At 72.4% G+C, this 26,179-nt stretch carries 19 protein-coding genes; 12 read left to right on the forward strand and 7 right to left on the reverse strand.

The features are described 5' to 3' along the window. Positions 1-32: 32 nt before the first annotated feature. Positions 33-1,193 carry an NAD(P)-binding domain-containing protein gene (locus ACGF4C_RS18085; protein ID WP_393567327.1) on the forward strand — a complete coding sequence of 387 codons (1,161 nt, stop codon included), beginning with the start codon at positions 33-35 and terminating at the stop codon, positions 1,191-1,193. Here ACGF4C_RS18085 and ACGF4C_RS18090 read toward each other — a convergent pair. Beyond that, positions 1,148-2,452 carry an MFS transporter gene (locus ACGF4C_RS18090; RefSeq protein ID WP_393567329.1) on the reverse strand — a complete coding sequence of 435 codons (1,305 nt, stop codon included), beginning with the start codon at positions 2,450-2,452 and terminating at the stop codon, positions 1,148-1,150. The genes ACGF4C_RS18085 and ACGF4C_RS18090 overlap by 46 nt on opposite strands. 121 nt (positions 2,453-2,573) lie before the next feature. Here ACGF4C_RS18090 and ACGF4C_RS18095 point away from each other — a divergent pair, with 121 nt between their 5' ends. The 5 genes from ACGF4C_RS18095 to ACGF4C_RS18115 all read left to right on the forward strand — a co-directional run bounded on the left by ACGF4C_RS18095 (position 2,574) and on the right by ACGF4C_RS18115 (position 7,967). After that, positions 2,574-3,365: a (Fe-S)-binding protein gene (locus ACGF4C_RS18095; RefSeq protein ID WP_393567331.1), complete on the forward strand. Its 792-nt coding sequence runs from the start codon at positions 2,574-2,576 to the stop codon at positions 3,363-3,365. Beyond that, the gene (locus ACGF4C_RS18100; protein WP_393567332.1) at positions 3,362-4,864 is read left to right on the forward strand and encodes a lactate utilization protein B; all 1,503 of its coding nucleotides are present in this window, start codon (positions 3,362-3,364) and stop codon (positions 4,862-4,864) included. Before ACGF4C_RS18095 ends, ACGF4C_RS18100 begins: the two co-directional genes overlap by 4 nt. Next, positions 4,861-5,547 (forward strand): lactate utilization protein C, encoded by a 687-nt coding sequence (locus tag ACGF4C_RS18105; protein ID WP_393567334.1) that lies wholly within the window; start codon positions 4,861-4,863, stop codon positions 5,545-5,547. Before ACGF4C_RS18100 ends, ACGF4C_RS18105 begins: the two co-directional genes overlap by 4 nt. A 137-nt stretch (positions 5,548-5,684) precedes the next feature. Further along, positions 5,685-7,088, forward strand: a complete 1,404-nt coding sequence (locus tag ACGF4C_RS18110) for a hypothetical protein (RefSeq protein WP_393567336.1) — start codon at positions 5,685-5,687, stop codon at positions 7,086-7,088. A gap of 81 nt (positions 7,089-7,169) precedes the next feature. After that, the gene (locus tag ACGF4C_RS18115; protein WP_393567338.1) at positions 7,170-7,967 is read left to right on the forward strand and encodes a hypothetical protein; all 798 of its coding nucleotides are present in this window, start codon (positions 7,170-7,172) and stop codon (positions 7,965-7,967) included. Here ACGF4C_RS18115 and ACGF4C_RS18120 read toward each other — a convergent pair. Together ACGF4C_RS18120 and ACGF4C_RS18125 are read right to left on the reverse strand one after the other, a co-directional pair. Next, complete coding sequence (locus tag ACGF4C_RS18120; protein ID WP_362138250.1) at positions 7,861-8,451, reverse strand: NUDIX hydrolase; 591 nt, start codon at positions 8,449-8,451, stop codon at positions 7,861-7,863. The two genes, ACGF4C_RS18115 and ACGF4C_RS18120, sit on opposite strands and share 107 nt — an antisense overlap. Before the next feature lie 212 nt (positions 8,452-8,663). After that, the gene (locus ACGF4C_RS18125; protein ID WP_393567340.1) at positions 8,664-8,933 is read right to left on the reverse strand and encodes a hypothetical protein; all 270 of its coding nucleotides are present in this window, start codon (positions 8,931-8,933) and stop codon (positions 8,664-8,666) included. A gap of 244 nt (positions 8,934-9,177) precedes the next feature. Between ACGF4C_RS18125 and ACGF4C_RS18130 the strand changes: the two genes are divergently transcribed. Next, positions 9,178-10,380: an SGNH/GDSL hydrolase family protein gene (locus ACGF4C_RS18130; protein ID WP_393567342.1), complete on the forward strand. Its 1,203-nt coding sequence runs from the start codon at positions 9,178-9,180 to the stop codon at positions 10,378-10,380. 75 nt (positions 10,381-10,455) lie between these two features. Here the strand turns inward: ACGF4C_RS18130 and ACGF4C_RS18135 are convergent, their stop codons facing one another. Beyond that, positions 10,456-12,288, reverse strand: coding sequence for an ABC transporter ATP-binding protein (locus tag ACGF4C_RS18135; RefSeq protein ID WP_393567344.1), 1,833 nt, complete (start codon positions 12,286-12,288; stop codon positions 10,456-10,458). Between the two features lie 96 nt (positions 12,289-12,384). Here ACGF4C_RS18135 and ACGF4C_RS18140 point away from each other — a divergent pair, with 96 nt between their 5' ends. After that, positions 12,385-12,840 carry a MarR family transcriptional regulator gene (locus ACGF4C_RS18140; RefSeq protein ID WP_362138258.1) on the forward strand — a complete coding sequence of 152 codons (456 nt, stop codon included), beginning with the start codon at positions 12,385-12,387 and terminating at the stop codon, positions 12,838-12,840. A 33-nt stretch (positions 12,841-12,873) separates the two neighbouring features. Next, complete coding sequence (locus ACGF4C_RS18145; protein ID WP_393567347.1) at positions 12,874-15,804, forward strand: FAD-binding and (Fe-S)-binding domain-containing protein; 2,931 nt, start codon at positions 12,874-12,876, stop codon at positions 15,802-15,804. A gap of 5 nt (positions 15,805-15,809) precedes the next feature. On the opposite strand, the gene ACGF4C_RS18150 is transcribed toward ACGF4C_RS18145, so the two are convergent. Beyond that, positions 15,810-17,180, reverse strand: a complete 1,371-nt coding sequence (locus ACGF4C_RS18150) for an alpha-amylase family protein (protein ID WP_393567349.1) — start codon at positions 17,178-17,180, stop codon at positions 15,810-15,812. Between the two features lie 286 nt (positions 17,181-17,466). On the opposite strand from ACGF4C_RS18150, the gene ACGF4C_RS18155 reads away from it, so the two are divergent. Beyond that, a complete protein-coding gene (locus tag ACGF4C_RS18155; protein ID WP_393567351.1) occupies positions 17,467-18,918 on the forward strand; it encodes a Gfo/Idh/MocA family protein in 1,452 nt (483 codons plus the stop codon). Between the two features lie 53 nt (positions 18,919-18,971). On the opposite strand, the gene ACGF4C_RS18160 is transcribed toward ACGF4C_RS18155, so the two are convergent. Continuing rightward, complete coding sequence (locus ACGF4C_RS18160) at positions 18,972-20,393, reverse strand: cation:dicarboxylate symporter family transporter (protein WP_393567352.1); 1,422 nt, start codon at positions 20,391-20,393, stop codon at positions 18,972-18,974. A gap of 337 nt (positions 20,394-20,730) precedes the next feature. Then, the gene (locus ACGF4C_RS18165) at positions 20,731-21,474 is read right to left on the reverse strand and encodes a hypothetical protein (RefSeq protein ID WP_393567353.1); all 744 of its coding nucleotides are present in this window, start codon (positions 21,472-21,474) and stop codon (positions 20,731-20,733) included. A gap of 445 nt (positions 21,475-21,919) precedes the next feature. Between ACGF4C_RS18165 and ACGF4C_RS18170 the strand changes: the two genes are divergently transcribed. Next, on the forward strand, positions 21,920-24,319 hold the full coding sequence (locus ACGF4C_RS18170) for an ABC transporter transmembrane domain-containing protein (protein ID WP_393567355.1): 2,400 nt from the start codon (positions 21,920-21,922) through the stop codon (positions 24,317-24,319). Positions 24,320-24,348: 29 nt separating this feature from the next. Next, a complete protein-coding gene (locus ACGF4C_RS18175; RefSeq protein WP_393567357.1) occupies positions 24,349-26,130 on the forward strand; it encodes an ABC transporter ATP-binding protein in 1,782 nt (593 codons plus the stop codon). Positions 26,131-26,179 lie beyond the last annotated feature (49 nt).

Genomic DNA, 26,179 nt, shown 5'->3' on the forward strand with positions numbered 1-26,179 from the left:
AGAGAACGCCCCCTCCCCCAGTTAGTAGAAACATGAACTACACCGGAGCGGCCACGGCCGGCGCCCTCGACACCACCACCGCCGTCGAGACGGACGTCGTCGTGATCGGCGGTGGCCAGGCCGGCCTGGCCGCCGCCTTCCATCTGCAGCGGGTGGGCTACCGGCCCGAGCACGACTTCGTCGTCCTGGACCACTCCCCCCGCCCCGGGGGTGCCTGGCAGTTCCGGTGGCCGTCGCTGACGTACGGCAAGGTGCACGGGATGCATGCGCTGCCCGGGATGGAGCTGAGCGGCGCCGATCCGGGGCGGCCGTCCTCCGAGGTGATCGGCGCGTACTTCGAGAGCTACGAGCAGAGCTTCGGGCTGCAGGTACACCGCCCGGTGAGCGTCCTGGCGGTCCGCGAGGGCGCGGGCGGGCGGCTGCTGGTCGAGTCGTCGGAGGGGCGGTACGCGGCCCGGGCGCTGATCAATGCGACCGGTACCTGGGACCGGCCGTTCTGGCCGCGCTTCCCCGGGCAGGAGACGTTCGGCGGCCGGCAGCTGCACAGTTCCCGGTACGAGGGGCCGGAACAGTTCCGTGGCGCGCGGGTCGTGGTGGTGGGCGGCGGGACCTCGGCCGTGCAGCAGCTGCTGGAGATCGCGCCGGTCGCGGCCGCCACGACCTGGGTGACGCGGCGGCCGCCGGTCTTCCGCGAGGGCCCGTTCGGCGAGGAGGAGGGCCGGGCGGCGGTGGCACTCGTCGAGGAGCGGGTCCGGCAGGGCCTGCCGCCGCAGAGCGTGGTGAGCGTGACCGGGCTGCCGATGACGGACGCGATCCGGCAGGCCCGGGAGAGCGGCGTACTGGAGCGGCTGCCGCTGTTCGAACGGATCACGCCGACCGGTGTGGTGTGGGCGGACGGCCGCCGGGTGGCGGCGGACGTGATCCTCTACGCGACCGGTTTCCGCGCGGCCATCGACCACCTCGCCCCGCTGAAGCTGCGCGAGCCGGGCGGCGGCATACGGATGGACGGCACCCGCACGCTGCGCGACCCCCGGGTCCACCTCGTCGGCTACGGCCCCTCCGCCAGCACCATCGGCGCCAACCGCGCAGGCCGTGCGGCCGTACGCGACATCCGCCGACTACTGGCCCCGGCGCCCGGCCCCGCGCCCTACCGCTCCAGCCTCCCCCGCGAGGTTTCCGGAAGCGTGAGGTAGACGACGAACGAGACCAGGCAGAGCGCGGACACGTACCAGGGGAAGAGACCCGCGTGACCGGCCTGCTTGAACCAGGTGCCGACGTACGGGGCAGTGCCGCCGAAGAGTGCGACGGTCAGGGAGTACGGGAAGCCGATGCCGGCGGCACGCACCCGCGCGGGGAAGACCTCGGCGTTCACGGCCGCGGCGATCGCGGTGTAGCCGGTGAGCAGCACCATGCCGGCGCACTGCACCAGCAGCAGGGAGACGAACGCGTCGGTGACCAGGTGGAGCAGCGGCACCGCGAGGACCGCGAAGCCCAGGGAGAAACCGAGCAGCAGCGGTTTGCGGCCGATGCGGTCCGAGAGCAGGCCGCCGAGCGGCTGGAGCAGGGCGAAGAAGGCGAGCGACAAGGTGCCGACGATGAGTGAATCGCCCTTGTCGAAGCCCGCGTTGACCTGGGCGTAGGTGGGGAGGTAGGTCGTCCAGGTGTAGTAGGCGATGGTGCCGCCGGCGGTGATGCCGCAGATCAGCAGGGACTGGCGGGGGTGGCGGCGGAGCGCCTCGAAGAGGCCGGGGCGGTCGGCGGCCTGCTGTTCGGCGCTGCGGGTCTCCTCGGCGCCGCGGCGGATCCACAGGCCCAGCAGGCTCAGCAGCGCACCCCCGAGGAAGGCCACCCGCCAGCCCCACTGGCCCATCTGCCGTTCGGTGAGCAGACCGGCGAGGAGTGCCGCCGTACCGGAGGCCAGGAGCTGGCCGAGGGTCGTGGAGACGTACTGGAAGCTGGAGAACAGGCCGCGGCGGCCGGGGCCGGCGGACTCGACGAGGAAGGTCGTGGAGGCCGCGAATTCGCCGCCGACCGACAGGCCCTGGACCAGACGGGCGAGGACCAGCACGACCGGTGCTAGGAGGCCGGTGGCCGCGTAGGTGGGGGTGAGGGCGACGAGCAGGCTGCCGCCGCCCATGAGCAGGATGGTCACGGTCAGTGCGGTGCGCCGGCCGCGGCGGTCGGCGACCACGCCCATCAGCAGGCCGCCCACCGGCCGCATGAAGAAACCGACCGCGAAGACGGCGAAGGTGGAGAGCAGCGGTACCAGGGAGTTGCCGGCGCCCTTGGGGAAGACCTGGTCGGCGAAGTAGACGGCCAGGAAGGAGTACGCGTACCAGTCGTACCACTCGACGGCGTTGCCTATGGAGGCGGCGGCCAGTTGGCGCAGCCGGGACGCCGGGCGGCCGCCTCCCGGCGCCCGGTCCGCGGTCAGGGTTTCGGCGTGCGACATGGTCCTCCGCTCCGGTTCTTCTCCTCGGCCGGCCGCTGGGGCAGGATGAGCCGACAGGTGATCATGTACCGCGGAAGCGGATGGCCGCCAGAGGCCGGAGCGGCCGAAAGGAGATGGCAACGTGCGTGTAGCACTGTTCGTCACCTGTATCAACGATCTGCTGCAGCCGCGGACGGGCCGGGCGGTGGTGACGTTGCTGGAACGGCTGGGGGTGGAGGTCGGCTTCCCCGAGGAGCAGAGCTGCTGCGGACAGCCGCAGTTCAACACCGGCTACCGGCATGCGACCGAGCCGCTCGTACGGCGCTTCCACCGGGCGTTCCGGGAGTACGACTACGTGGTCACGCCGTCCGGTTCGTGTGCGGCGATGGTGCGGGACAACTACCCGCGGATCGGGGCGAAGGCGGCCGCCGAGGGGCGCGGCCGGGAACTCGCGGAGGCCGCGGCGCTGGCGGTGCCGAAGACGTACGAGCTGACGGAGTTCCTGGTGGACGTGTTGAAGGTGGAGGACGTCGGCGCGTACTACCCGCATGTGGTGACGTATCACCCCACCTGTCACGGGCTGCGGATGCTGGGGCTGGGCGATCGTCCGTTGCGGCTGCTGCGGCACGTGAAGGGGCTGGAGCTGCGGGAGCTGCCGGGTGCCGAGGAGTGCTGCGGTTTCGGCGGCACGTTCGCGGTGAAGAACCCGGCGGTTTCGGCGGCGATGGGGGCCGACAAGGTGCGGCATGTGCTCGGCACCGGCGCGGAGGCGGTCTGCACGGTCGACAACTCGTGTCTGCTGCACATCGGCGGCATGCTGACGCGGCAGGGCGCGGCGGTCCGGCCGGTGCACATCGCGGAGATCCTGGCCGGTACGGAGGAGAGCGCCGGTACCGGGGACAGTGGGCGTACGGCGGAAGGCGGCGGGCGATGAGCGGGACGTACCTGGGCATGCCGGCCTTTCCGCGGGCCGCGGCCGTCTCCACGCGGGACGGGCAGTTGCGCGCGAACCTCACGCACGCCACGCACACCATCCGTGACAAGCGGGCCAGGGCCGTGGCGGAGCTGGACGACTGGGCGCAGTTGCGGGCCGCGGGGGCCGCGGTGAAGGACCGGACGCTGCGGCATCTCGACCGCTATCTGGAGCAGTTGGAGGCGGCGGTCGTCGCGGCGGGCGGCCGGGTGCACTGGGCGGCCGATGCGGCGGAGGCCAATCGGATCGTCACGGAGCTGGTGCGGGCGACCGGTGAGCGGGAGGTCGTCAAGGTCAAGTCGATGGCGACGCAGGAGATCGGGCTCAACGAGGCGTTGGAGCAGGCCGGGATCCGGGCGTACGAGACGGATCTGGCGGAGTTGATCGTGCAGCTCGGGGCGGATCTGCCGTCGCACATCCTGGTGCCGGCGATCCATCGCAACCGTGCGGAGATCCGTGACATCTTCCGGCGGGAGATGGGGCGTTGGGGCCGTCCGGCGCCGGAGGGGCTGTCCGATGAGCCCGTGGAGCTGGCGGAGGCGGCGCGGCTGCATCTGCGGGAGAAGTTCCTGACCGCGAAGGTCGGGATCTCCGGGGCGAACTTCATGGTGGCCGAGACCGGCACGCTGGTGGTGGTCGAGTCGGAGGGCAACGGGCGGATGTGTCTGACCCTGCCGGAGACCCTGATCTCGGTCGTGGGCATCGAGAAGGTGGTGCCGACCTGGCAGGACCTGGAGATCTTCCTGCAGTTGCTGCCGCGCTCGTCCACCGCGGAGCGGATGAATCCGTACACCTCGACGTGGACGGGGACGGTGGACGGGGACGGGCCGCGGACGTTCCATCTGGTGCTGCTGGACAACGGGCGGACGGACACGCTGGCCGATCCGGTCGGGCGTCAGGCGCTGCGCTGTATCCGTTGTTCGGCGTGTCTCAATGTGTGCCCGGTGTACGAGCGCGCCGGCGGGCACGCCTACGGGTCGCCGTATCCGGGTCCGATCGGTGCCATCCTCACTCCTCAACTGCGCGGTCTCACCGGCCCCTTGGAGGAGTCGCTGCCGTACGCGTCGTCGCTGTGCGGGGCGTGTTACGAGGTGTGTCCGGTCGCCATCGACATCCCGGAGGTGCTGGTGCACCTGCGCGAGCGGGTGGTGGAGGGCGGTCCGGGCGTCCGGGGCGGGGCCCGGGTGGTACTGAAACCGGCCAAAGGACATGCCGCGGAGCGGGCGGCGATGCGGGCGGCGGCCTGGGCGTTCGATCACCCGGGGGTGCTGCGCCGCGGGATGCGGCTGGCGGCGCGGACGCGGGGGCTGCATCCGCGGCGGTTGCCGGGGCCGGGGCGGGCGTGGTCGCAGGCCCGTGATCTTCCGCCGGTGCCGCCGGAGTCGTTCCGTGACTGGTGGCGGCGTACGCGTGGCGGGTCGTCCGGGCAGCCGTCCGGTGGAGAGGGAGACGCCGAGTGAGCAGCAGGGATGTGGTGTTGGCGCGGGTGCGGCGGGCGCTTGCGGAGGTACCGCGGGAGGGCGCGCCGGGTGGTGCCAGGGCCGGTGAGCCGCCGTTGGTGCGGGACTACCGGCGGGTGCACGGGTCCCGTACGGCGGCGGAGACGGTGGATCTGCTGGCCGAGAACCTGGCGGATTACCGGGCGTTGGTGCACCGCAGCGATCTTGGCGGACTGCCGGCGCTGATCGGCCGGCTGGTGGCGGAGCGGGGGGCGCGGCGGGTGGTGGTGCCCCGGGGGCTGAATCCGGGGTGGCTGGCCGAGGTGGGGGCGGAGGTGGTCGAGGACCGTGCGGAGCAGACGGCGCGGGAACTGGACGCGGTGGACAGTGTGGTGACGGGGTGCGCTTTGGCGATCGCCGAGACCGGCACGCTCGTCCTGGATGCCGGGCCTGACCAGGGAAGACGGCGGATCACGTTGGTGCCCGATCACCATGTCTGCGTGGTCCGGGTGCCCGGGCAGGTGGTCGGGTCGGTGCCCGAGGCGCTGCCGCGGCTGGCCCCGGGGCGTCCGCTGACGTGGATTTCCGGGCCTTCGGCCACCAGTGACATCGAGTTGGACCGGGTGGAGGGCGTGCACGGTCCGCGGACGCTGGAGGTGGTCCTGGTGGAGGCGGCCGGGGACGGTGTCGCGGGCGGGGGCTGAGGGGCGGGTCCGGCGGGTGGCCGGAGGGCGACTGCGACAGGTGTGCGACCCCGTTGTCAGTGGGGATTCCTACACTGATCGGGATGTCTTTCGCACGCTCGGTGCGGGGGCCGGCGCCCGGGGGGAGGGAGCGGACCATGCTGCGTCAGGAGGTCGGCGCACGGCGTTCCGGCGTGGCCGGGGGCGGCGGGCCGGCGCCGGTTCCGGGCCCGCCGCCTTCGTCCGCCGGGCCGCCGTCGGCTCCGTCCCGGTTGCTGACCTGGCTGGCGCGGCTGGGGGTGCCGGCGGCGGCCTTCGCGGTGTTCCAGACCTTGGTGGGGCTCCTGCCGCAGGGTCTGGCCGGTGAGGCGGCGCGGTACTGCCTGGCGGCGACGGCGGGGGTGGGTGTGGGGGCGGTGGTGTGGCTGTCGGCGGCGCTGGTGCGGGCCCGGGCCGCGGCTGCGGCGGGTGGTGGGGTGCCGGCGCCGGGGCCGGTGGCGTCGCCGGCGGGTTCGCTGCCGGAGTTGATGGACGGTGCGTACGAGGCGTTGCGGCGCGGGCTGTCGGTGATCGAGGTGCCCGGGCACGGGCCGTTGACGGGCTGGCCGCATTCCCTGGCGGAGAGCGAACCGCCGGTGCATCCGACGGCGTTCGGCACGGCGTACGGGCTGCATCTGCTGCTGGACATCGCGCCGTACGACGGGCGGATACGCGCGGGTGAGGTGGCCGAGACGTTGTGGCGGCTGCGGCTTCCGGGGGGTGGCTGGGCGGCGCGTTCGCAGGGCAGCGGGGCGCGTCCGGAGGTCACCGCGGTGGTGCTGGGGGCGCTGGCCCGGGCGGGTGCGGATCCCCGGCTGCTGGAGGCCGAGATCCATTCGTGCGAGGCGCTGCTGGATCCGGATCACGATGCCTTCGGTCTGGCGAACACCTACGTGGTGACGAATGTGCTGCGGGGGCTGTTACGGGCGGCGCCGGGTTCGGCATCGCTGGGCGGGCTGCGGGCGGTGCTGGTCAACGGCGCCACGGGCGATCCGGGGCGGGGTCATCACCGGTGCTGGGGTGCGGCGTTGGCGACGGGCCGGGGCAATCCGGCGCCGTCGGCGGTGCACACGGCGCGGGCGGTGGTGACGCTGGACCGGGCCGCGCGGGTGCTGGGTGAGGATGCCCGGCAGCGTGCGGTGCGGGAGGAGGGGCTGCGCTGGTTGCTGGCGGGGGCGGCGCTGCCGGGGGCGGGCGCGGGCGATCTGGCGAACTGCCAGGAGGAGGTGCGGCGGCCGGGGCAGGACGATCCGTTGCATCAGGAGCTGTTGTCCGTGCGGCATTTCGGGGCGGCGTGGGTGGCGCGGGCGCTGATGACGGACGGGGCGCGGCAGATCGCTGCGGAGGGGGTGGGGCTGCCGGTGTGGGAGGCCCAGCTGGCCGCCGCGGTGGCGCGGGTGCGGGCCGTGCAGCGGGGCGGGGTGTGGCGTTGGGACGACGGACCGATGGGCAATCCGGTGTGGATGGCGTATCAGGGGCTGTCGGTGCTGCGGCGGTATGCGCTGATGTCCTACCGGCCATGAGGCCGGTGCCGGGTGGGGCGCGGTGTGGAGTGCGGGATGTGGTGCGCCGGCGGACGGGCCGACGCCGGTGAGGTGCGGGGTGTGTGCCGACGGGTGGTGCCGGTGCGGCGCAGCGGGCTGCCGGGCGGTGCCGGTGGACGGGAGGCGGAGATGCAGGTCGAGGAGGTTCGGCGGCTGCTGATGGACCGGTTGGGCGGTGGGCCGCGGCCGCCGTCGCCCGAGTCGGCGCGTGCGGTGGTGGCCGAGCTGGCGCGGCCGGAGGTTCTGGGTCCGCTGGTGCGCCGATTATCCGCCGGTGCGGTGGACCTTGCGGAGTGCACGCGGCTGTCGTACCGGCATGTGCTGGGCTTCGACAAGCTGGTGTTGTTGTCCGGTGCGCCGCGGTTCATGTTGCGGGTCCATTTCTGGCCCGGCCCGATGGGCGCGGAACCGGAGGACATCCACAATCACCGTTGTGCGATCGCGTCGGCGGTGGTGCGGGGCCGGGTGCGGATGGAGTGTTACGAGCCGGCGGCGGAGGGGGTCCCGGCGGTGGTGTACCGGGAGACGATCGACGGGCCGGGCGGGGCCTGGCGGTTGCGGCGGGTCGGGGAGGCCCGGCTCCGGCTGGTGTGTGCAGAGCGGTACGGGGCGGGTCGGAGTTACGGGCTGGACGCCCGTACGCTGCACCGGGTGGTGAGCGAGGAGCCGACGGTGACGCTGTTCCTGGAGACCGCCCCGCAGCGCTCGGTGACCGATGTGTACGTCAGGGTGCCCGGCCGGGCCGGCGGGGTCAGCGGCGGCCGCGCCGGGCGGGCCGGTCCGCCGCCCAAGACTCCCCTCGCACCGGCCGCGTATCTTGCCGAACTCGACGCGCTGGCACGCTCTTTGGGCTGGTGAAGGGGGTGGGGGCGAGGCCCTGGTAGCCGTAGCGGGCGGTCATGGTGCGCAGTCCGGAGGCGTCCAGCCGGCCGCCGAAGACCTGGCGGATGACGCCGAGGTTGTAGGCGTCGACGCCCGCGTCGGCGAGTTCGGCGGGCCGGGCCCAGCGGTGTTCCTGGTCGGGGCTGGGCAGGACGACGTCGAGGGTCAGCGGCCGGACGAGGAAGTTCTCCTGGTGGTTGCGCACCCGTCGGCCCTGGTAGTCGCTGAGGAAGCTGGCGGATCCGGTGTGGGCGACGATGGCACCGAGGAGCCCGGTTTCTTCCTTGAGCTCCCTCAGAGCGCCGGCTTCGGGGGTCTCCCCCGCTTCCAGCTTGCCGCAGGGGACGCCCCATGCGCCGGGCAGGAAGCGCTCGCGGTAGCTGCGGCGGACGATCAGCACGCGGCCGTTGTGCACCACCACCGCCGCGGCGAGACGGGGGTGGGCTGCTGTCTGGTTCATCGCACTTCTCGCTTTCCGAGAGGACGGGCGGCCCGGACTTCTCGTCAACGAGAGGACGGGCGGCAGGCCCGTGGCGGACGTCCACCGTACCGGCCGGTGCTGCGGGCCGGACCGGGCGCGGCGGCGTGGCGAGCGGTGAACTGGCGTGCGGAGGGCTTGTATTGGCGGCGCACGTGAGGCGGGCCCTGCCGTCGCGAGGCCGGGCCGGACGCTCAGTGCGGCTGCTCGGCCTGCTCGGACCGGGGCAGCAGGCTGCCCCTCCAGCGCTCTTCGCCGTCCCGGGCCGGGGTGCCGCGCAGCCCGAAGGCGTTCTCCGCGAGCGCCAGGACGCTGTGCGGCGGCGCCGGCTGCCCGGGACGGAGACCGAGTGGACGCATGAACTCATCGAACCGCCGGGGGTCCAGGCCGGTCGGGCCGATCGGCTCAAGGGTGTGGAAGTCGACGATGATGTCGCCCTCCACCGCGCACTTGAACCAGTGCATCGGCTTCTCCGTGCGGCCGACCCACCTCTCCCTCGGGTACCCGTGGACCGGCGGCGAAACTCCCGAAACGCCGCACCTCCCGGCCGCCTTGAAGCCGGGGCGCCGGACGCTGCGGCCGCAGGCTGACCCTGGCATGCGTAGGCATGCGGTTCGTACGCAGACCAGAGGGCTGGGTGGGCTGCGCGGCCGCCAGCAGACTCGCTGTCATCGCCACCGGGTGATCGACAGAGAGAGGCGACGGACCATGGAGCAGATCGTGGACGGCAACAGCAACGGCAACGGCAACCCACCGTATTGGCAGGCAGGTTGGGCGGCGTCCGTGCAGCGTCCCAGTGAAGGGTTCCACGAGAACTGGGCGCTGGAGGGGTTCGCGGAGCAGACGGTGCGCCAGGTGGTGCGGGTCACCGGTTCCGGTACGGCGGCGCGGATCGTGCTGTCGAACCGGTACGGGACCGGGCCGCTGGAGGTGGCCGGCGCGTCCCTGGCCCGTACCGGGGAGGGTGCCGGGGTGCAGGAGGGGACGGTGCGGCGGCTCACGTTCGGCGGGGCGGCGGGGGTCCGGATCCCGGCGGGCGGGGAGGTGCGCAGTGATGCCGTCGAGGTGGCGGTGGCGCCCTTCGAGTCGCTCACGGTGTCGCTGTACTTCGCCCGGCCGACGGGTCCCGCGACCTTCCACGCCCAGGCGTACGCCACGGCGTACCGCGCGGCCGGGGACCGGCTGACGGCCACGGACCCGGCGGTGTTCGGGGAGACGACGGTGTCGTGGTACTTCCTCGCGGCGGTGGAGCTGGCGGACGGCGGGCCGGCGCGGCGGGACACCGTGGTGGTCTTCGGGGACTCGATCACCGACGGTTTCGGTTCGACGATCGACGGCAACGGGCGCTATGCGGACGCGCTGGCCGAACGGCTCGCGGGGAAGGGCGCGGTGCGGCCGGTGCTCAATCAGGGCATCGGCGGGAATCTGCTGCTGAGCGATTCGGCGTGGTTCGGGGAGCGGGCGGTGGGGCGCTTCCGGCGGGACGTGCTGGACCGGCCGGGGGTGGCTTCCGTGGTGGTGCTGGTGGGGCTGAACGACATCGGGTTCAGCGAGGTCGACCTGCCGACGTACAAGCCGGCCCCGGACCGGTCCGCGGACGAGCTGATCGCGGGTTACCGCGAGTTGATCGCGGCGGCGCGGGCGGCGGGGGTGCGGATCGTCGGGGGGACGATCATGCCGTTCAAGGGGGCGGAGTACCACACGCCGGGCGCGGAGGCGAAGCGGCGGAAGGTGAACGACTGGATACGGGCCTCGGGCGAGTTCGACACGGTCGCGGACTTCGCGGCGGCGCTGGCGGACCCCGGTGATCCGGAGGCGCTGGCGGCGCACTTCGACAGCGGTGACCACAAGCATCCCGGTGACGAGGGGTACCGGGCGATGGCCGAGGCGGTGGATCTCGCAGCCCTGTGACGGGCGGCCGGGGAAGGGCAGGAGTGGGGGCGGCGGCCGCCCCGACCGGTCAACCGGCCGCCGCCACCCCGGATGTTACCCATGAGTCATTTGCTCGGCCATGATCTGCTCGCCGGGCGGAGTGAGGTGTGCGTCACGCCGGACGAGCGCCGCGTACCGGCCGTCGGCGGCGAGCAGTTCGTCATGGGTGCCGCGTTCGGCGATCCGGCCGGCGTCCAGGACGACGATCTGGTCGGCGTCGCGGACCGTGGAGAGGCGGTGCGCGATGGTGAGGGTGGTGCGGCCCGCGGACAGTTCGTCGATGGCCTGCTGGACGGCGTGTTCGGTGCGGGTGTCCAGGGCACTGGTCGCCTCGTCGAGGACGAGCACCGGCGGGTCGCGCAGGATGGTGCGGGCGATGGCCAGGCGCTGCTTCTCGCCGCCGGAGAAGCGGTAGCCGCGCTCACCGACGAGGGTGTCGTAGCCGTCGGGGAGGGCGGCGATGTGGTCGTGGATCTGGGCGGCCTTGGCGGCGCGGTGGATCTCGTCGTCGGTGGCGTCGGGCTTGGCGAAGCGCAGGTTGTCGGCGACCGAGGCGTGGAAGAGGTAGGTCTCCTGGGAGACCACGCCGACGGCCCGGGCGAGGGTGTCGAAGTCCAGGTCGCGGACGTCGGTGCCGTCGAGGGTGACCCGGCCTTCGGTGACGTCGTAGAGGCGGGGGACGAGGTAGCTGAGGGTGCTCTTGCCGCTGCCGGTGGGGCCGACGACGGCGAGGCTGCCGCCGGCGGGGACGGTCAGGTCGATGCCGTCGAGGGTGGGCGCGGCGTCGGGGTCGTAGCGGAACCGCACGTTCTCGAACCGGATCTCGCCGCGCGGGGCCGGGATGCGGACCGGGGCGGCGGGTTCGGTGATGGCGACCGGCAGGTCGAGGTATTCGAAGATGCGCTGGAAGAGCGCGAGTGAGGTCTGCATCTGGACGCCGGTGGACAGCAGGGAGACGGTCGGGCGCAGCAGGCCCTGCTGGAGGGAGACGAAGGCGACCAGGGTGCCTATGGAGAAGACCGGTCCGCCCAGTTGGAGGACGAGGCCGGCGGCCCAGTAGATGAGGGCGGGCATGGCGGCCATGACGATGCCGATGGTGGCCATCCGCCAGCGGCCGGCCATGTTGGCGCGGACCTCCAGGTCGACCAGGCGCTCGGATTCGCCGGCGAAGTTCTTCGTGAGGGAGTCGGCGCGGCCCATGGTGCGGCCGAGCAGGATGCCGCTGACCGAGAGGGATTCGGTGACCATCGCGGACATCGCGGCCATCTGCTTCTGCCGCTGGGTGGTGATCTTCTTGCGTTCGTTGCCGACCCGGCGGCTGATCCAGACGAAGAGCGGGAGCAGCAGGAGGGAGACGACGGTCAGCCGCCAGTCGAGGGCGAGCATGGCGCAGACGGTGGCGATGACCGAGGTGAGGTTGGAGACCAGGGAGGTGGCGGTGGAGGTGACCGTGGCCTGCATGCCGCCGATGTCGTTGGCGATCCGGGACTGGACCTCGCCGGTGCGGGTGCGGGTGAAGAACGCCAGGGGCATCCGCTGGAGCTTGGCGTAGACGGCGGTGCGCAGGTCATGCATGACGCGCTGGCCGACGGTGGTGGACAGCAGGGTCTGCAGGACGCCGAAGACGCTGGTGGTGACGGCGGTGGCAATCATGCCGAGGGCGAGCAGGGTGAGCAGTCCGGTGCGGCGGCCGGGGATGGCGACGTCGAGGACCGCGCGCAGGAGGAACGGCGAGGCCACGGAGACCAGGGAGGAGGCGCCGACGAGCAGCCCGACCAGGGCGAGCCGGCCGCGGTAGGGGCGGAAGAGGGTGAGGATCCGCCGGAGCTGGACCGGTGTGTCAGGGTCCTTGGGGGGCGGGGTCCATTGGGGTTCGTCGCGGTGCATGGGCTCCTACGAGGGGTACGGGACAGCGGGACTTCACTGAGCCTAGCTCATTGTTACCTATACTCACAATGAACCAGGTCCTGATACTCTCGGGGCATGCCCTCCCCTGAGCCGACGGTCAGCAGCAACCTCGCCGAACAACTGGTGCGGCTGACCCGCCGGATGCACCGCGCGCAGAAGCGCCACCTGGCGCACCTGGACATCGCCTTCACCCCCGCGCAGTCCCGGGTGCTGCGGATCGTGGACCACTACCGCGACACCCCGCCGCGGATGGCGGACCTCGCCCAGCGGCTGGAGGTCGTCCCGCGCGCGGTGACGACCCTGGTGGACGCCCTGGAGGCGAACGGCGCGGTCCGCCGGGTACCGGATCCGGCCAACCGGCGCGTGGTGCGGATCGAGCTGACCGACACCGGCCGGTCCACGCTGCGCGCGTTGCGCAGCGCGCGCCGGGCCGCCGCGGAGGAGATCCTGGCTCCGCTGACCGCCGATCAGCGCGAGGTGCTCGGGGGTCTGCTGTCCACCCTGGTCGACGGGCCGGGTGACCCACACTGACCTGACGCCCCCTCACCCGGAGGAGTGCCCGCCATGCCCTTGCTGGAGCCGAAGCCCGGGGCCCTGCGGCCCACCGCCGGCGGCCGGCCGGCACCCGACCGGGTGGCCGACCACCTGGCGCCCGGCACCCCCGAGCCGCTGCGCGGTGACCTCATCGCGCTGCTCGGCCCGGAGAAGGTCCTGCACACCGTCTCCGACTTGGTGCGCTACGCCTCCGACGCCAGCCCGTACCGCTTCGTCCCGCAGGTCGTGGTGGTGGCCGAGGACATCGACGACATCTCGGCGGTCTTCTCCTACGCCCACGGCAAGGGCCGGAAAGTGGTCTTCCGGGCCGCCGGCACCTCCCTCAACGGCCAGGCGCAGGGCGAGGACATCCTCGTCGACGTGCGGCGGCACTGGACCGGGATCGAGGTGCTCGACGGCGGCGCCCGGGCCCGGATCCGGCCGGGGACGACCGTGCTGCGCGCCAACGCGGCCCTGGCCCGGTACGGCCGGCTGCTCGGCCCCGACCCGGCCAGCGCGATCGCCTGCACCCTGGGCGGGGTGGTCGCCAACAACGCCTCCGGCATGACGGCCGGCACCACCCGTAACTCCTACCGGACGCTGGCGTCGGCCACCGTCGTCCTGCCGTCCGGCACGATCGTGGACACCGCGGAACCGGACGCCGACGCGGAGCTGGCGCGGGCCGAACCGGCACTGTGCGCGGGCCTGTTGGCGCTCAAGGCGGAGATCGAGGCGGATACCGCGCTGGTGGCCCGGATCCGCGCCAAGTACGCGATCAAGAACACCAACGGCTACCGCCTGGACGCCTTCCTCGACGGTGCCACGCCGGTGGCGATCCTGCGCGGGCTGATGGTCGGCTCCGAGGGCACCCTGGGCTTCCTCGCCGAGACGGTCTTCGACACCCTGCCGCTGGACCGGCACACCGCCGGCGCGCTGCTGTTCTTCCGTACGCTCGGCGCCGCGGCCGCGGCCGTACCGCACTTCACCGCGGCCGGGGCGCGGGCGGTGGAGCTGATGGACGGCAACACCCTGCGGGCGTCGGTGCGGGTGGCCGGGGTGCCGGCGGACTGGGCGGCGCTGCCCAAGGAGACCACGGCGCTGCTGGTCGAGTTCCGGGCGCCCGAGGAGGCCGCGCTGCGGGGGTACGAGGAGGCCGCGGCCCGGGTGCTGGCCGGGCTGGAACCGGTCGCGCCGGTCGCCTCGGTCACCAACGCCTTCACCCGGGACCCGCACGTCCTCGGCGGCTACTGGAAGGCCCGCAAGGCGTTCGTCACCGCGGTGGGCGGCTCCCGGCCCGCCGGGACGACGCTGATCACCGAGGACTTCGCGGTGCCGCCGGCCCGGCTGGCCGAGGCGTGTGCGGCGCTGCTGGAGCTCCAGGCCCGGCACGGCTTCGACGCCGCCGTCGCCGGCCACGCCGCCCACGGCAATCTGCACTTCCTGCTCGCCTTCGACGCGGCCGAGCCGGACGACGTGGCGCGCTACGCGGCGTTCATGGCGGACTTCTGCCGGCTGACCGTCGAGCGCTTCGACGGCTCGCTGAAGGCCGAGCACGCCACCGGCCGCAACATCGCCCCGTTCCTGGAGCTCGAATGGGGGCCGCGGGCCACGGAGTTGATGTGGCGGATCAAGGACCTCTGCGATCCGGCCGGCATCCTGGCCCCGCGCGTCCTGCTCGACCGCGACCCGCGGGCACATCTGCGGGGCCTGAAGACCATCCCGCGCATCGAGGCGCTCGCCGACCCGTGCATCGAATGCGGCTTCTGCGAACCGACCTGCCCCAGCAAGGACCTCACCACCACGCCCCGGCAACGGATCGTGCTGCGCCGCGAGATGCTCCGCCAGCCGGCCGGATCGCCGGTCACCGGCGCGCTGCTGGACTCCTACGGCTACGACGCGGTGGACACCTGCGCCGGCGACTCGACCTGCATGCTCGACTGCCCGGTGGGCATCGACACCGGCCGGCTGATGAAGGACTTCCGGCACCGGCGCCACTCCCCGCGCGAGGAGCGGCTCGCCGAGCGGACCGCCCGGCGGTTCGGGGCGGTCGAGCGGGCGGCACGGCTGGCGGTGGCGGCCGCCGACCGGATCGGCGACCGGCCGGCCGCCGCGCTGACCCGGGCCGCCCGCCGGGCCGTCCGCCCCGACCTGGTGCCCGAGTGGCTGCCGCGGATCCCCGGCCCGGCGGCCCGCCGGCTGCCGGCGACCCGGCGGGCCGGCGCGGCCGCGGTCTACTACCCGGCCTGTGTGAACCGGATCTTCGGGGAGCCCGCGGGGCACCGGGGGCCGTCACTGCCCGAGGCGGTGGTGGCGGTGTCCGGGCGGGCCGGCCGGCCGGTGTGGATCCCCCGCGACGTGCCCGGGACGTGCTGCGCCACGATCTGGCACTCCAAGGGCTACGAGCGCGGCACGGCGGTGATGGCCAACCGCATCGTCGAGGCGGCCTGGGGCTGGACCGCCGGCGGGCTGCTGCCCCTGGTGGTGGACGCGTCCTCGTGCACGCTGGGCCTGGTCCGGGAGGTCGTGCCGTATCTGACGCCGGAGAACCGCGCGCTGCACGCCGAGCTCACCGTCGTCGACTCGGTCGTCTGGGCCGCCGAGGAGCTGCTGCCGCGCCTGACGGTCCGGCGGGCGGCCGGTTCCGCGGTGCTCCATCCCACCTGTGCCATGCGGCACTTGGGGGACGAGGCGCAGCTGCGGCGGGTCGCCGAGGCGTGTGCGCGGGAGGTGGTGGTGCCGGACGACGCGGGGTGCTGCGCGTTCGCCGGGGACCGCGGGATGCTGCACCCGGAACTGACCGGCGCGGCCACCGCGAAGGAGGCGGCGGAGGTCACCGCGCGCCCCTTCGACCTGCATCTGTCGGCGAACCGGATGTGCGAGATCGGGATGGAGCTGGCCACGGAGGGCCGAGGCTGGTGCTCGGCCCTCCTGGCGCTGGAGCGGGCGACCCGGCCGGACTGACCGGGTCAGCCGCCGACGTGCAATGCCACCGCGCTCCTGGCGGGCACGGTGACCTGCGCCTTGCCGTCGTCGCCGACGGTGACCGTGTGCCCGTCGCAGGAGGACGGCGCGGCGTGCACCACGTCGCAGTACGTCCCGGCGGGCAGGGAGGTCGCGAACGTCCGGGTCAGGGCGGCGTCCCCGTTGTTGAGGGCGACGAAGCCCTTGCCGCTACGGGCGAAGGCGAGGGCGCTGCCGCCGTTGTCCCACCAGTCGGTCAGCCCGGCCGTGCCCACCGCGTTGCGGAAACCGACCATGCCGGTGATCTCCCGCTTGGCGTGCTCGTCGGTCCAGCCGGTGGCGCCGCTGGGCGGTCCGGCGTCCTTGTCGGTCCACTCGTAGCCGGAGTAGACGTTCGGTGAGCCGTAGGGCGAGGCGAGCATGAAGACGTTGGCGAGGGTGTGGGCGGCGCCGTCCTTGTAGGTGAGCGTGGAGCCGTTGCGTTCGGTGTCCCAGTTGTCGACGAAGGTGCGGGCCTTGTCGCTGCCGAGCTTGCCGTCCGCGACGGACTTCAGCTGGGCGATGTTGCCGCTCTGGAAGGCGCTCTTGAGGTGGGCGCCGTAGCGGAATTCGTCGACGTCGCCGATGCCGGTGTACTCGTCGGGCTGCACCGCCTCGCCGGCGCCGTAGATGACCTCCTGCACCCAGAAGCCGGGGTCCTTCATCTTGGCCTTGACGGCGGCCAGGTCGGTGGCGGAGATGTGTTTGGCGGCGTCGATCCGGAAGCCGTCCACGCCCAGCGACCGCAGGTCGTCGAGGTACTTGGCGATGGTGCTGCGGACGTAGTCGCTGCCGGTGTCGAGGTCGGCGAGGCCGACCAGTTCGCAGGTCTGGACGTCGTCGCGGTTGGTGTAGTCCGAGATGCTCCTGCGGCAGCCGTGGAAGTCCCAGTCCTGGTAGAAGCCGGGGTAGTTGTACTTGCTGTACCGGGTGCCGCCGGTGCCGGTGCCGGATCCGGCGGCCATGTGGTTGACGACCGCGTCGGCGATGACCTTGACACCCGCGGCGTGGCAGGCGCTGACCATCGAGGCGAAGGCGTCGCGGTCGCCCAGCCGGCCGGCGATCTTGTAGCTGACGGGCTGGTATGAGGTCCACCACTGCCCGCCCTGGATGTGCTCCGAGGCCGGGGAGACCTCGACGAAGCCGTAGCCGGCCGGGCCGAGTTGGTCGGTGCAGGCCTTGGCGACGTCCACGTACTTCCGCTCGAAGAGCGTGGCGGTGACGGTCTTCTGCCCGGGCGGGGTGGCCTGGGAGGGCCAGGGCGCGACGGTGGCCAGGCCGACCGCGGCCACTATTCCGGCGAGCGTCCCGCCCAGCACACGGGAACGTTGCTGCATCTTGTGGCTCCTTCGTCATGGGGCACGGCCGTGCCGTACCGCGCCCGCTGGAGCAGCCACGCGCCAGGCCGCCATGGGGGGTTGTCCGATACCGGAGCCTGCCGTTCATGTCATTAACACGTCAAGGCTTTCTGCAAGACTTTTCAACGTGTTGCGAAAGATGCTGGCTGCGGCTTCCGCAACTTTGCGGCGCCACTCGGCCCTCTTGTGCCTCCGGCTGTCGGCCGACAAGGTCCTGACCGAGGTTCACGTATGCCCCGGCGCACCACCGATCCCTGGAGGACCGATGAACGAGGCACGATCGCAGAACCACGACCACGACCACACCCACAGCCATGATGAGGCCGGGCCGAGCCGCCGTTCCGTCCTGTGGACCGCCGGTGCGGCGGGCGCGGGACTGGGGCTGGGCGGGCTGACGGTACCTCAGGCCGCGGCGGCCACGCCCGGGACGGCCGGTGCCGCGTACGACGCCGACACAACGCCAACGGCCAAGGGCAGAACCATGATCGGGGTGCCGTTCGAGCGGCGCTCCACCGTCCGCGTCGGCATCATCGGCCTCGGCAATCGCGGCGGCAGCATGATCGACCTGTTCCTGGCGATGCCCGGCGCACAGGTGGTCGCCCTGTGCGACCCGGTGAAGGAGAAGACCGCCCGGGCCGCCAAGAAGGTCACCACCGCGGGACAGCCCGCACCCGCCGTCTACACCAACGGTGACCATGACTTCGAGCAGCTCTGCAAGCGCGGGGACGTCGACTTCGTCTATGTGGCCACGCCCTGGGACTGGCACTTCGAGATGGCGAAGACGGCGATGCTGAGCGGCAAGCACGTCGGCGTGGAGTGCCCGATCGCGCTCCGCCTGGAACAGTTGTGGGAACTCGTCGACCTCTCCGAACGCACCCGCAGACACTGCATGCAGCTGGAGAACTGCTGCTACGGCAAGAACGAGATGCGGGTGCTGCGGATGGCGCACGCCGGGCTGTTCGGCGAGCTGCTGCACGGCGCGGGGGCGTACATCCACGATCTGCGCGGCCTGATGTTCGACCCCAAGTACTACGAGGGCCCCTGGCGCCGGCTCTGGCACACCCGGTTGCGCGGCGACCTCTACCCCAACCACGGCTTCGGCCCGGTCGCCAACTACATGGACCTCAACCGCGGTGACCGCGCGGTGCGCATCTCCAGCATGGGCTCCCCGGCCCGCGGGCTCGCCGCGTACCGCAAGGAGCACATGCCGGCGGACGACCCCAGCTGGAAGGAGTCGTACATCGAAAGCGACCGGACGGTCAGCCTCGTGCAGACCGCCAAGGGACGGGTGATCCGGCTGGAGCACGACGTTTCCACCCCGCACCCGTACAGCAGGATCAACAGTCTCGGCGGCACCAAGGGCCTCTTCGAGGACTACCCGGAGCGGATCTATCTGGAGCCGGACCAGAACAACGACGAGTGGGGCGACTTCGGCAAGTACGCGCAGTGGGACCACTGGCTCTGGAAGGAGCACGCCAACCCGCCCGGCGGCCACGGCGGTATGGACTACATGCTGGTCTTCCGGCTCATCCAGTGCATGCGGCTGGGTCTGGTGCCGGACTTCGACGTCTACGACGCGGCGACCTGGACGGCGCCGGTGCCGCTGAGCGACCGCTCCATCAAGGCGAACGGCGCGCCGCAGGAGATCCCGGACTTCACCCGCGGACTGTGGAAGAAGGCCCGGCCGGGGATGGACTCGGAAAAGCCGGAGGAGTAGGGCGGGTTGACGTACGGGCCCGGCGGAGCTGGTGTCCGCCGGGCCTGTCAGGCTCAGGTGTCGTGCGTGCCGGGCGCGGTTTCGGCAGGCCGGGGCTGGGTGGCGTCGGCGGACTGGGTGGGCCCGGCCGTATCGGCGGGCTGGGTGGGCCGGGCCGTTCCGGTGGGCTGAGCAGGCCGGGCGGGCTGCTCGCCGTTCAGGACCCGCTTGGCCGTCACGCGGTCCAGTGCGCCCTCCCAGCGGGAGACCGCGAACACCGCGACGCAGTTGCCGAGGAGATTCGTCGCCACCCGCATCGAGTCCATGATCCGGTCGACGCCGAGCAGCAGGGCGACCGCGGCGGCCGGGATGACGCCCAGCGCGGAGGCGGTCGCGGACAGCGCGAGGAACGCCGAACCGGGTACGCCCGCCATGCCCTTGCTGGTCAGCAGGAGCACCAGCACCACGGTGATCTGCTGCCCCAGCGACAGGTCGACGCCGATGGCCTGGGCGATGAAGAGGGTGCCGATGGAGAGGTAGATCGAGGCACCGTCGAGGTTGAACGAGTAGCCGGTCGGCAGCACCAGGCCCACCGCGTCGTCCCGGCAGCCCGCGGCCCGCAGCTTCTGCATCATCCGCGGCATCACGGTCTCACTGGACCCGGTGCCCAGCGCCAGCAGCAGTTCCTCGCGGGTGTAGCGGACGAACTTCCAGAGACTGAGCCCGGTGACGGCCTTCAGCGCCAGGCCCAGGCACACGAGGAAGGCCAGTGCGACGCCGTAGCAGACCGCGATCAGCTTGCCGTAGGTGGACATCGCGCCCAGTCCGTACTCGCCGACGAGGTGGGCGGTGGCGCCCAGGACCGCGAGCGGGGCGAGCCTCATGATGTAGCCGACGATGGTGAACACGACCTCCTGGGCCTGTTCGATCAGCGGCAGCAGCTGCGGCACCTTCTGCCGGCCGAGGTGCAGCAACGCGGCGCCCACCAGGCAGGCCAGCACCAGGACCTGGAGCAGCGAGTTCTCGGCGAACGCGCCGACCGCGCTGTTGGGGAGCGATTCCAGCACGAACTGGGCGGCGGACGGGAGATGTCCGCCGCCCGTCCTGGCGTCCACCGCGCCCTTGTCCAGGGACGCGGGGTCGACGTGCATCCCGGCGCCGGGCGCGAAGACGTTGCCGGCCAGCAGCCCGACGACGAGGGCGATGCTGGTGGCCACCTCGAACCAGATCAGGGCCTTGACGCCGATGCGGCCGAAGGCCCTGAGGTCGCCCGCCTTGGTGATGCCGGCGACGACGACGCAGAAGACCAGCGGCGCGATCACCGCCTTGATCAGCCGGACGAAGCCGTCCCCGAGCGGCTGGAGCGCCGATCCGGCCTGCGGCCACAGCCGCCCGACGACGACACCGAGGACGAGGGCGACGAGTACCTGCACGAACAGGCTGGTGCGCAGCAGACGGCCTGCGCGCCGGACGAAAGGTGCGGTGGCGTGCGGCACGGGCACTCCTCCATGGACGGATTTTGTTATGCGGAAGTGGACTTCCGCGGTCCGTCACTATGGTCGCTTGGTGTTCCCCACGAAAGAGCTCGCTGTAACTTCCGGGCAAATCTTGGAGCTTGATCCAAGGCGGAACGCACGGCCCGTACGCAATTGGTCGGGAGCGATGGCGGCACCCCCTTCCTCCGGAGGTGCCGCACTCATCCCGTTACGGCTCGTCCGCGTTACGGCTCACCCTCGTTACGGCTCGTCCCCGTAACTACTTGGGGTCGTGAGGGCTGGGCCTTAAGAGCTTGGGGCCGATACGGGACGGGGTCTCTTCCCCGACGGGCGGCTCTCAGGCCGCCAGATGCGCCGCGTCCCCCATGACCACCACGGGCTGCCGCGCCGGGTCGAGGGTGCGCAGCAGCGTCTGCATCGCGGACTTCGAGACGCTCACGCAGGCGGAGGTGCCGCTGCCGTGGTCGAGGTGCAGCCAGACTCCGCCGCCCTTGGACTGCCCCTGGGGACGGGTCGGGTCCAGCGGTGAGGCGCCCTTCACCCGGTTGTAGTTGATCGCGATGACGTAATCGAAGTCATGGCGGGTGTTCTTGGACCAGTACGACGGCGGGGTGAAGGCGGTGGAGTGGGTGTAGGGCAGCTTGGCACCCGGGTCCGCGAGCACCCCGCCCGCATCGGTCAGCGTGAACACCCCGACGGGGCTGCGTTTGTCGTCCTCGTGGTGGTCCGTCGTCCAGCCGCGCCGGCCGTTGTGCGCCGGCCAGCTGCCTTTGCGGTTCCAGCCCTTGGGGCCCTTCTCGTACAGGACGACGGTGGCATCGGCGGAGTCCGCCGCCTTGCCGTAGACCGCCACGACCTGACGGGAGCCGGCGGGGATGCGGGACCGGAGGGTGGTGCCGATGCCGGGGATGTTCTTGAGGTGGGTGGTGGCCGACGCGCCACGTGCCGGGCCGCCGGGGCGCTCCCCCTTGCCCGCCCCGTCGTCCTTGCCGTCCTGACCGCCCCCGCCACAGCCGGCCAGAAGGACCAGTCCCGCCGCGGCCACCGCCGCCCTCCGCATCACACCGCCCGCACGTCGCATGCCCCCATGGTCGCACCATGCGACTGACGTCCGTTCAGCGCCCGCCGCATCGGCGAGCCGTGCCGGACGATTGTCCTGAACGCGCGGGCGCAGCGGAAAAATCGATTGAAATCAGCCCACTCCCCGGGCCAGTCTTCCAGGACCTCCGCCGGCAACGGGACGGGCAACGCGACCGGTGCGAGGGGAATTTCGCCTGCCGGAAAGGGGCCGGGCGCGGGACCGGAGACGGCGCGCCACCCCCTCCTCGACACCCCACCACGACTTCCGCGACTTCCACCACACCACTCGACCACCACTTCCCCGACGTCCGCTACTTCTGCTACTTCCACGGCCACTCGGCCACCACTTTCCCGACTTCCGCGGCTTCCAGGGCCAGCGGACCAGTGGGCCACTCAGCCACTCAGCCACTCAGCCACTCAGCCACGACTACTTCGCCTGGGGCATCATGCAGATCCGCGACCTTCCGCATCCCGACCCCGGTGTCCCCGACGTCCGTACGGGCGGCAGCTTCCTCCGCTGGCTCTACAGACAGCAGCTGGGCGGCCAGTTGAAGGCCCTCGCCTGGGGCCTGGTGAACTTCGGCGCCATCGCCTCCTTCCCGCTACCGGTGGGCATGGCCGTACAGGCCGCGGTCGACCGCGACGGCAGCCGGCTGGCACTGTCCGGCGGGCTGATCCTGGTGCTCGGTGCGCTGATCGCGCTGGGCGGCACGATGCTGCACCGCGCCGCGGTCACCAACTGGATCACCGCCGTCGCCCGGATGCAGCAGCTGCTCGCCCGCAAGACCACGGAGCTGGGTTCGGCCATGACCCGGCAGGTGGCGGCCGGTGAGATCGTCGCCGTCAGCACCGGTGACCTGGAGAAGATCGGCTGGTTCGTCGAGACGATCTCCCGGTTCGGCGCGGCCGCGGTCACCGCGGTCGCGGTCGCGGCCGCCCTGGTCGTCCGGGAGCCGCACCTCGGCATCCTGGTGGCGCTCGGCGTCCCCGTCCTGGCGCTGGCCGTACTGCCGTTGCTGCCGCCCGCCGCCCGGCGGGCCGACGCCCAGCGCGAGATGGCCGGCCGGGCCACCGAACTCGCCTCCGACACCGTCGCCGGCCTGCGCGTCCTGCGCGGCATCGGCGGCGAGGAGCTCTTCCTCGGCCGCTACCGCGCCGCCTCCCAGGAGGTCCGCCGGGCCGCCGTCCGCAGCGCCCGGATGTGGTCGCTGATCGCGGCCGTCCAGGTCGTGCTGCCGGGCCTGCTGCTGATCGCGGTGGTCTGGTACGGCACCCGGCTCGCCCTCGACGGCACGGTCGCGGTCGGCGAACTCGTCATGATCTACAGCGCGGTCACGTTCCTGTTGCTGCCGCTCCGGCACTTCGAGGAGATCGCCCAGGCGCTGTCCTTCGCCCGGCCGTCGGCCCGGCGCACCGCCCGCGTCCTGGCCCAGCACCGGCCGGCCGGCGGCCGGGACGGGGACAACAACCAGGCCCTGACCGGCGGTGATCTGCACGACCCGGTCAGCGGCCTGACCGCACCGGCCGGCCGGCTGACCGCAGTGGTCTGCGGCGACCCGGACACGGCCGGCCGACTGGCGGAACGGCTGGGCGGTCATGCCCATGGGGGCCGGGCGGTCTGTACGGCTCCGTCGGTAACTGCGGGCCAGGCGCAGGGTGCCAACCGTCCGAGCCCTGCGGACCACACGGCCCCCGCCGGCCATGCGGCCCCCGCCGGCGATGCGGCCTGGGCGGCCCCTACCGACCACGTGGACCGTGCGGACGCGGCCCCTGCGCAGGGCGACGGGCCCCACGACGTGGATGGTGGAGACGGCGCGCGTGGTGGAGACGGCGTGCGGGGCGTAGAGGGCCCGCGCGGCGTAGAGGGCCCGCGCGGCGTAGAGGGCGTGCGCGGCGGCGGCGTTGGCGGAGGCGGCGGAGAGGGCGCGTCCCGCCGGGCAAGTGGCGGTGTGGGGCAGGGCCTGCCGTCGGTCACCCTGGGCGGCATTCCACTGGACGACCTGCCGCGGGGCGCCGCCCGCAGGGCCGTGCTCGTACAGGACAAGGACCCGATGCTGCTGTCCGGCACCCTCGGTGAGCTGCTCGACGTGCCGTCCTCCGGGCGGCTGGCCGCCGATGAGGCACTCACCGCCGCCCAGTGCGGCGATGTGCTGACCGCCTTGGCACAGGCCTCGCTCGACGACTCCGGGGACCCGATGCGCACTCACATCACCGAGCGCGGCCGGTCACTCTCCGGCGGCCAACGGCAGCGGCTGGCGCTGGCCAGGTCGCTGGTCACCGACCCGGAGGTACTGGTGCTCGACGAGCCGACCAGCGCCGTGGACGCGCACACCGAGGCCCGGATCGCCGACGGCCTGCGGGAAGTACGGACCGGTCGTACGACGGTCGTGCTGACCTCCAGCCCGCTGCTCCTGGACCGCGCCGACCAGGTCGCGTTCCTCCACGAGGGCAAGGTCATCGCCGAGGCTCCCCACCGCGAACTGCTGCACAGCCACCCCGCCTACCGCGCCATCGTCACCCGGGAGGCAGAACCCGAAGCCGCTCGGGAGACGGAAGCCGAGGCCGCTCGGGCGACGGGTCCCAAACTCGTTCGGGAGACGGAAGCCGAGGCAGCTCGGGAACCGGAGTCCGAAGCCGCTCGGGAGACGGGTCCCGAACCCGTTCGGGAGACGGAAGCCGAGGCAGCTCGGGAACCGGAGTCCGAAGCCGCTCGGGAGACGGAAGCCGAGGCCGCTCGGGGCCCGGGAGGTCAAGTAGCGCCGCATACGAACCTGGCCCCAGAAGAAGCCCGGGACGAGAACCCCGAGCGGGTGCTGACGACCGCTCAGGTCGACGAGACCGCATGATCGAGATCGATCGAGATCGAGGAGACCCCATGATCGGCCTGGCGCCGCCGGAGCACGATCCGGACGCCCCGCAGACGCTCACCACCCTGCCCGTGGGCTCCCCGGCGACGGTACGGAGCTATGTCGCCGAGCTGATCCGTCGGCACGGCCGGGAGTTCACCGTGCTGGTCGCCGTCAACGCCGCGGCGGTGATCGCCTCGATGGCCGGTCCGTACCTGCTGGGCGGGGTCGTCGAGAAGCTCTCCGCGGGCGATCGGCAGCTCCAACTCGGCCGTACCATCGCCCTGTTCGCCCTCGCGCTGATCCTGCAGACGGTGTTCGTCCGCATGGTCCGGCTGCGCGGTGCGATGCTCGGCGAGCGGATGCTGGCGGACCTGCGCGAGGACTTCCTCGTACGGTCCGTGGCGCTGCCGCCGGGCGTTCTGGAGCGGGCCGGCACCGGCGATCTGCTGTCCCGGATCACCACGGACATCGACCGGCTCTCCAGCGCGATGCGTGAGGCCGTGCCGCAGCTGTCGATCGGTGTGGTGTGGGTGGCGCTGCTGCTGGGCGGGCTGACCGTGACCGCCCCGCCGCTCGCCCTGTCCGTGCTGATCGCGCTGCCCCTGCTGGTCGTCGGCTGCCGCTGGTACTTCAAGCGGGCGCCGTCCGCCTACCGTTCGGAGGCAGCGGGGTACGCGGCGGTGTCCGCCGTCCTCACCGAGTCCGTGGACGCCGGACGCACCATCGAGGCGCACCGCCTGGGCGCCCGCCGCATCGCCCTCTCCGAGCGCCGGATCCGCGAATGGACCCAGTGGGAGCGCTACACCCTCTTCCTGCGGTCGGTCCTCTTCCCGGTCGTCGACCTGACGCACGTGGTGCTGCTGGGCGCGGTGCTGCTGCTCGGCGGGGCGATGGTGATGCACGGCTGGCTCACGGCGGGCCAGCTGACGACCGGTGCGCTGCTCGCCCAGATGATGATCGATCCCGTGGGCATGATCCTGCGCTGGTACGACGAGTTGCAGGTGGCCCAGGTGTCCATCGCCCGGCTCGTCGGCGTCCGGGAGATCGAACCCGGGACGACGGACGCGGAGCGGCTGCCCGACGGCCGCGACGTGCACGCCGATGACGTGAGCTTCGGCTACCGCACCGGCGTCGACGTCCTGCGCGAGGTCTCCCTGCGCATCCGTCCCGGCAGCCGCCTGGCCCTGGTCGGCCCGTCCGGTGCCGGCAAGTCGACGCTGGGCCGGTTGCTCGCGGGGATCTACGGTCCCCGTACGGGCAGTGTGACGCTGGGCGGTGCGGAACTCTCCGCGATGTCCGCCGAGCGGGTCCGCGAGCAGGTCACACTGGTCAATCAGGAACACCATGTCTTCGTCGGAACGCTGCGCGACAACCTGCTGCTCGCCCGCACCGACGCCGACGACGCCGAACTGTGGGCCGCCCTGGGCGCGGTGGACGCCGATGGCTGGGCCCGGGCCCTGGACAGTGGGCTGGACACCGAGGTCGGCTCGGGCGGCCACACCCTGACCCCCGCCCAGGCCCAACAGATCGCCCTGGCCCGTCTCGTCCTGGCCGACCCGCACACCCTGGTCCTCGACGAGGCCACCTCACTCCTCGACCCGCGGGCCGCCCGCCACCTGGAGCGCTCACTGGGCAAGGTCCTGGACGGCCGCACGGTCGTCGCCATCGCCCACCGCCTGCACACCGCCCACGACGCCGACGTGATCGCCGTAGTCGAGAACGGCCGCATCAGCGAACTCGGCACCCACCACGACTTGGTCACCGCAAACGGCCCCTACGCGGCACTGTGGCGCTCTTGGCACGGATAGCCGACGGCCGGTGAAGCGGGGCGGCCGGACCACTTGGGACCGGCGGGGC

Source organism: Streptomyces sp. NPDC048197 (assembly GCF_043202395.1).
Taxonomy (GTDB): Bacteria; Actinomycetota; Actinomycetes; order Streptomycetales; family Streptomycetaceae; genus Streptomyces; species Streptomyces siderophoricus.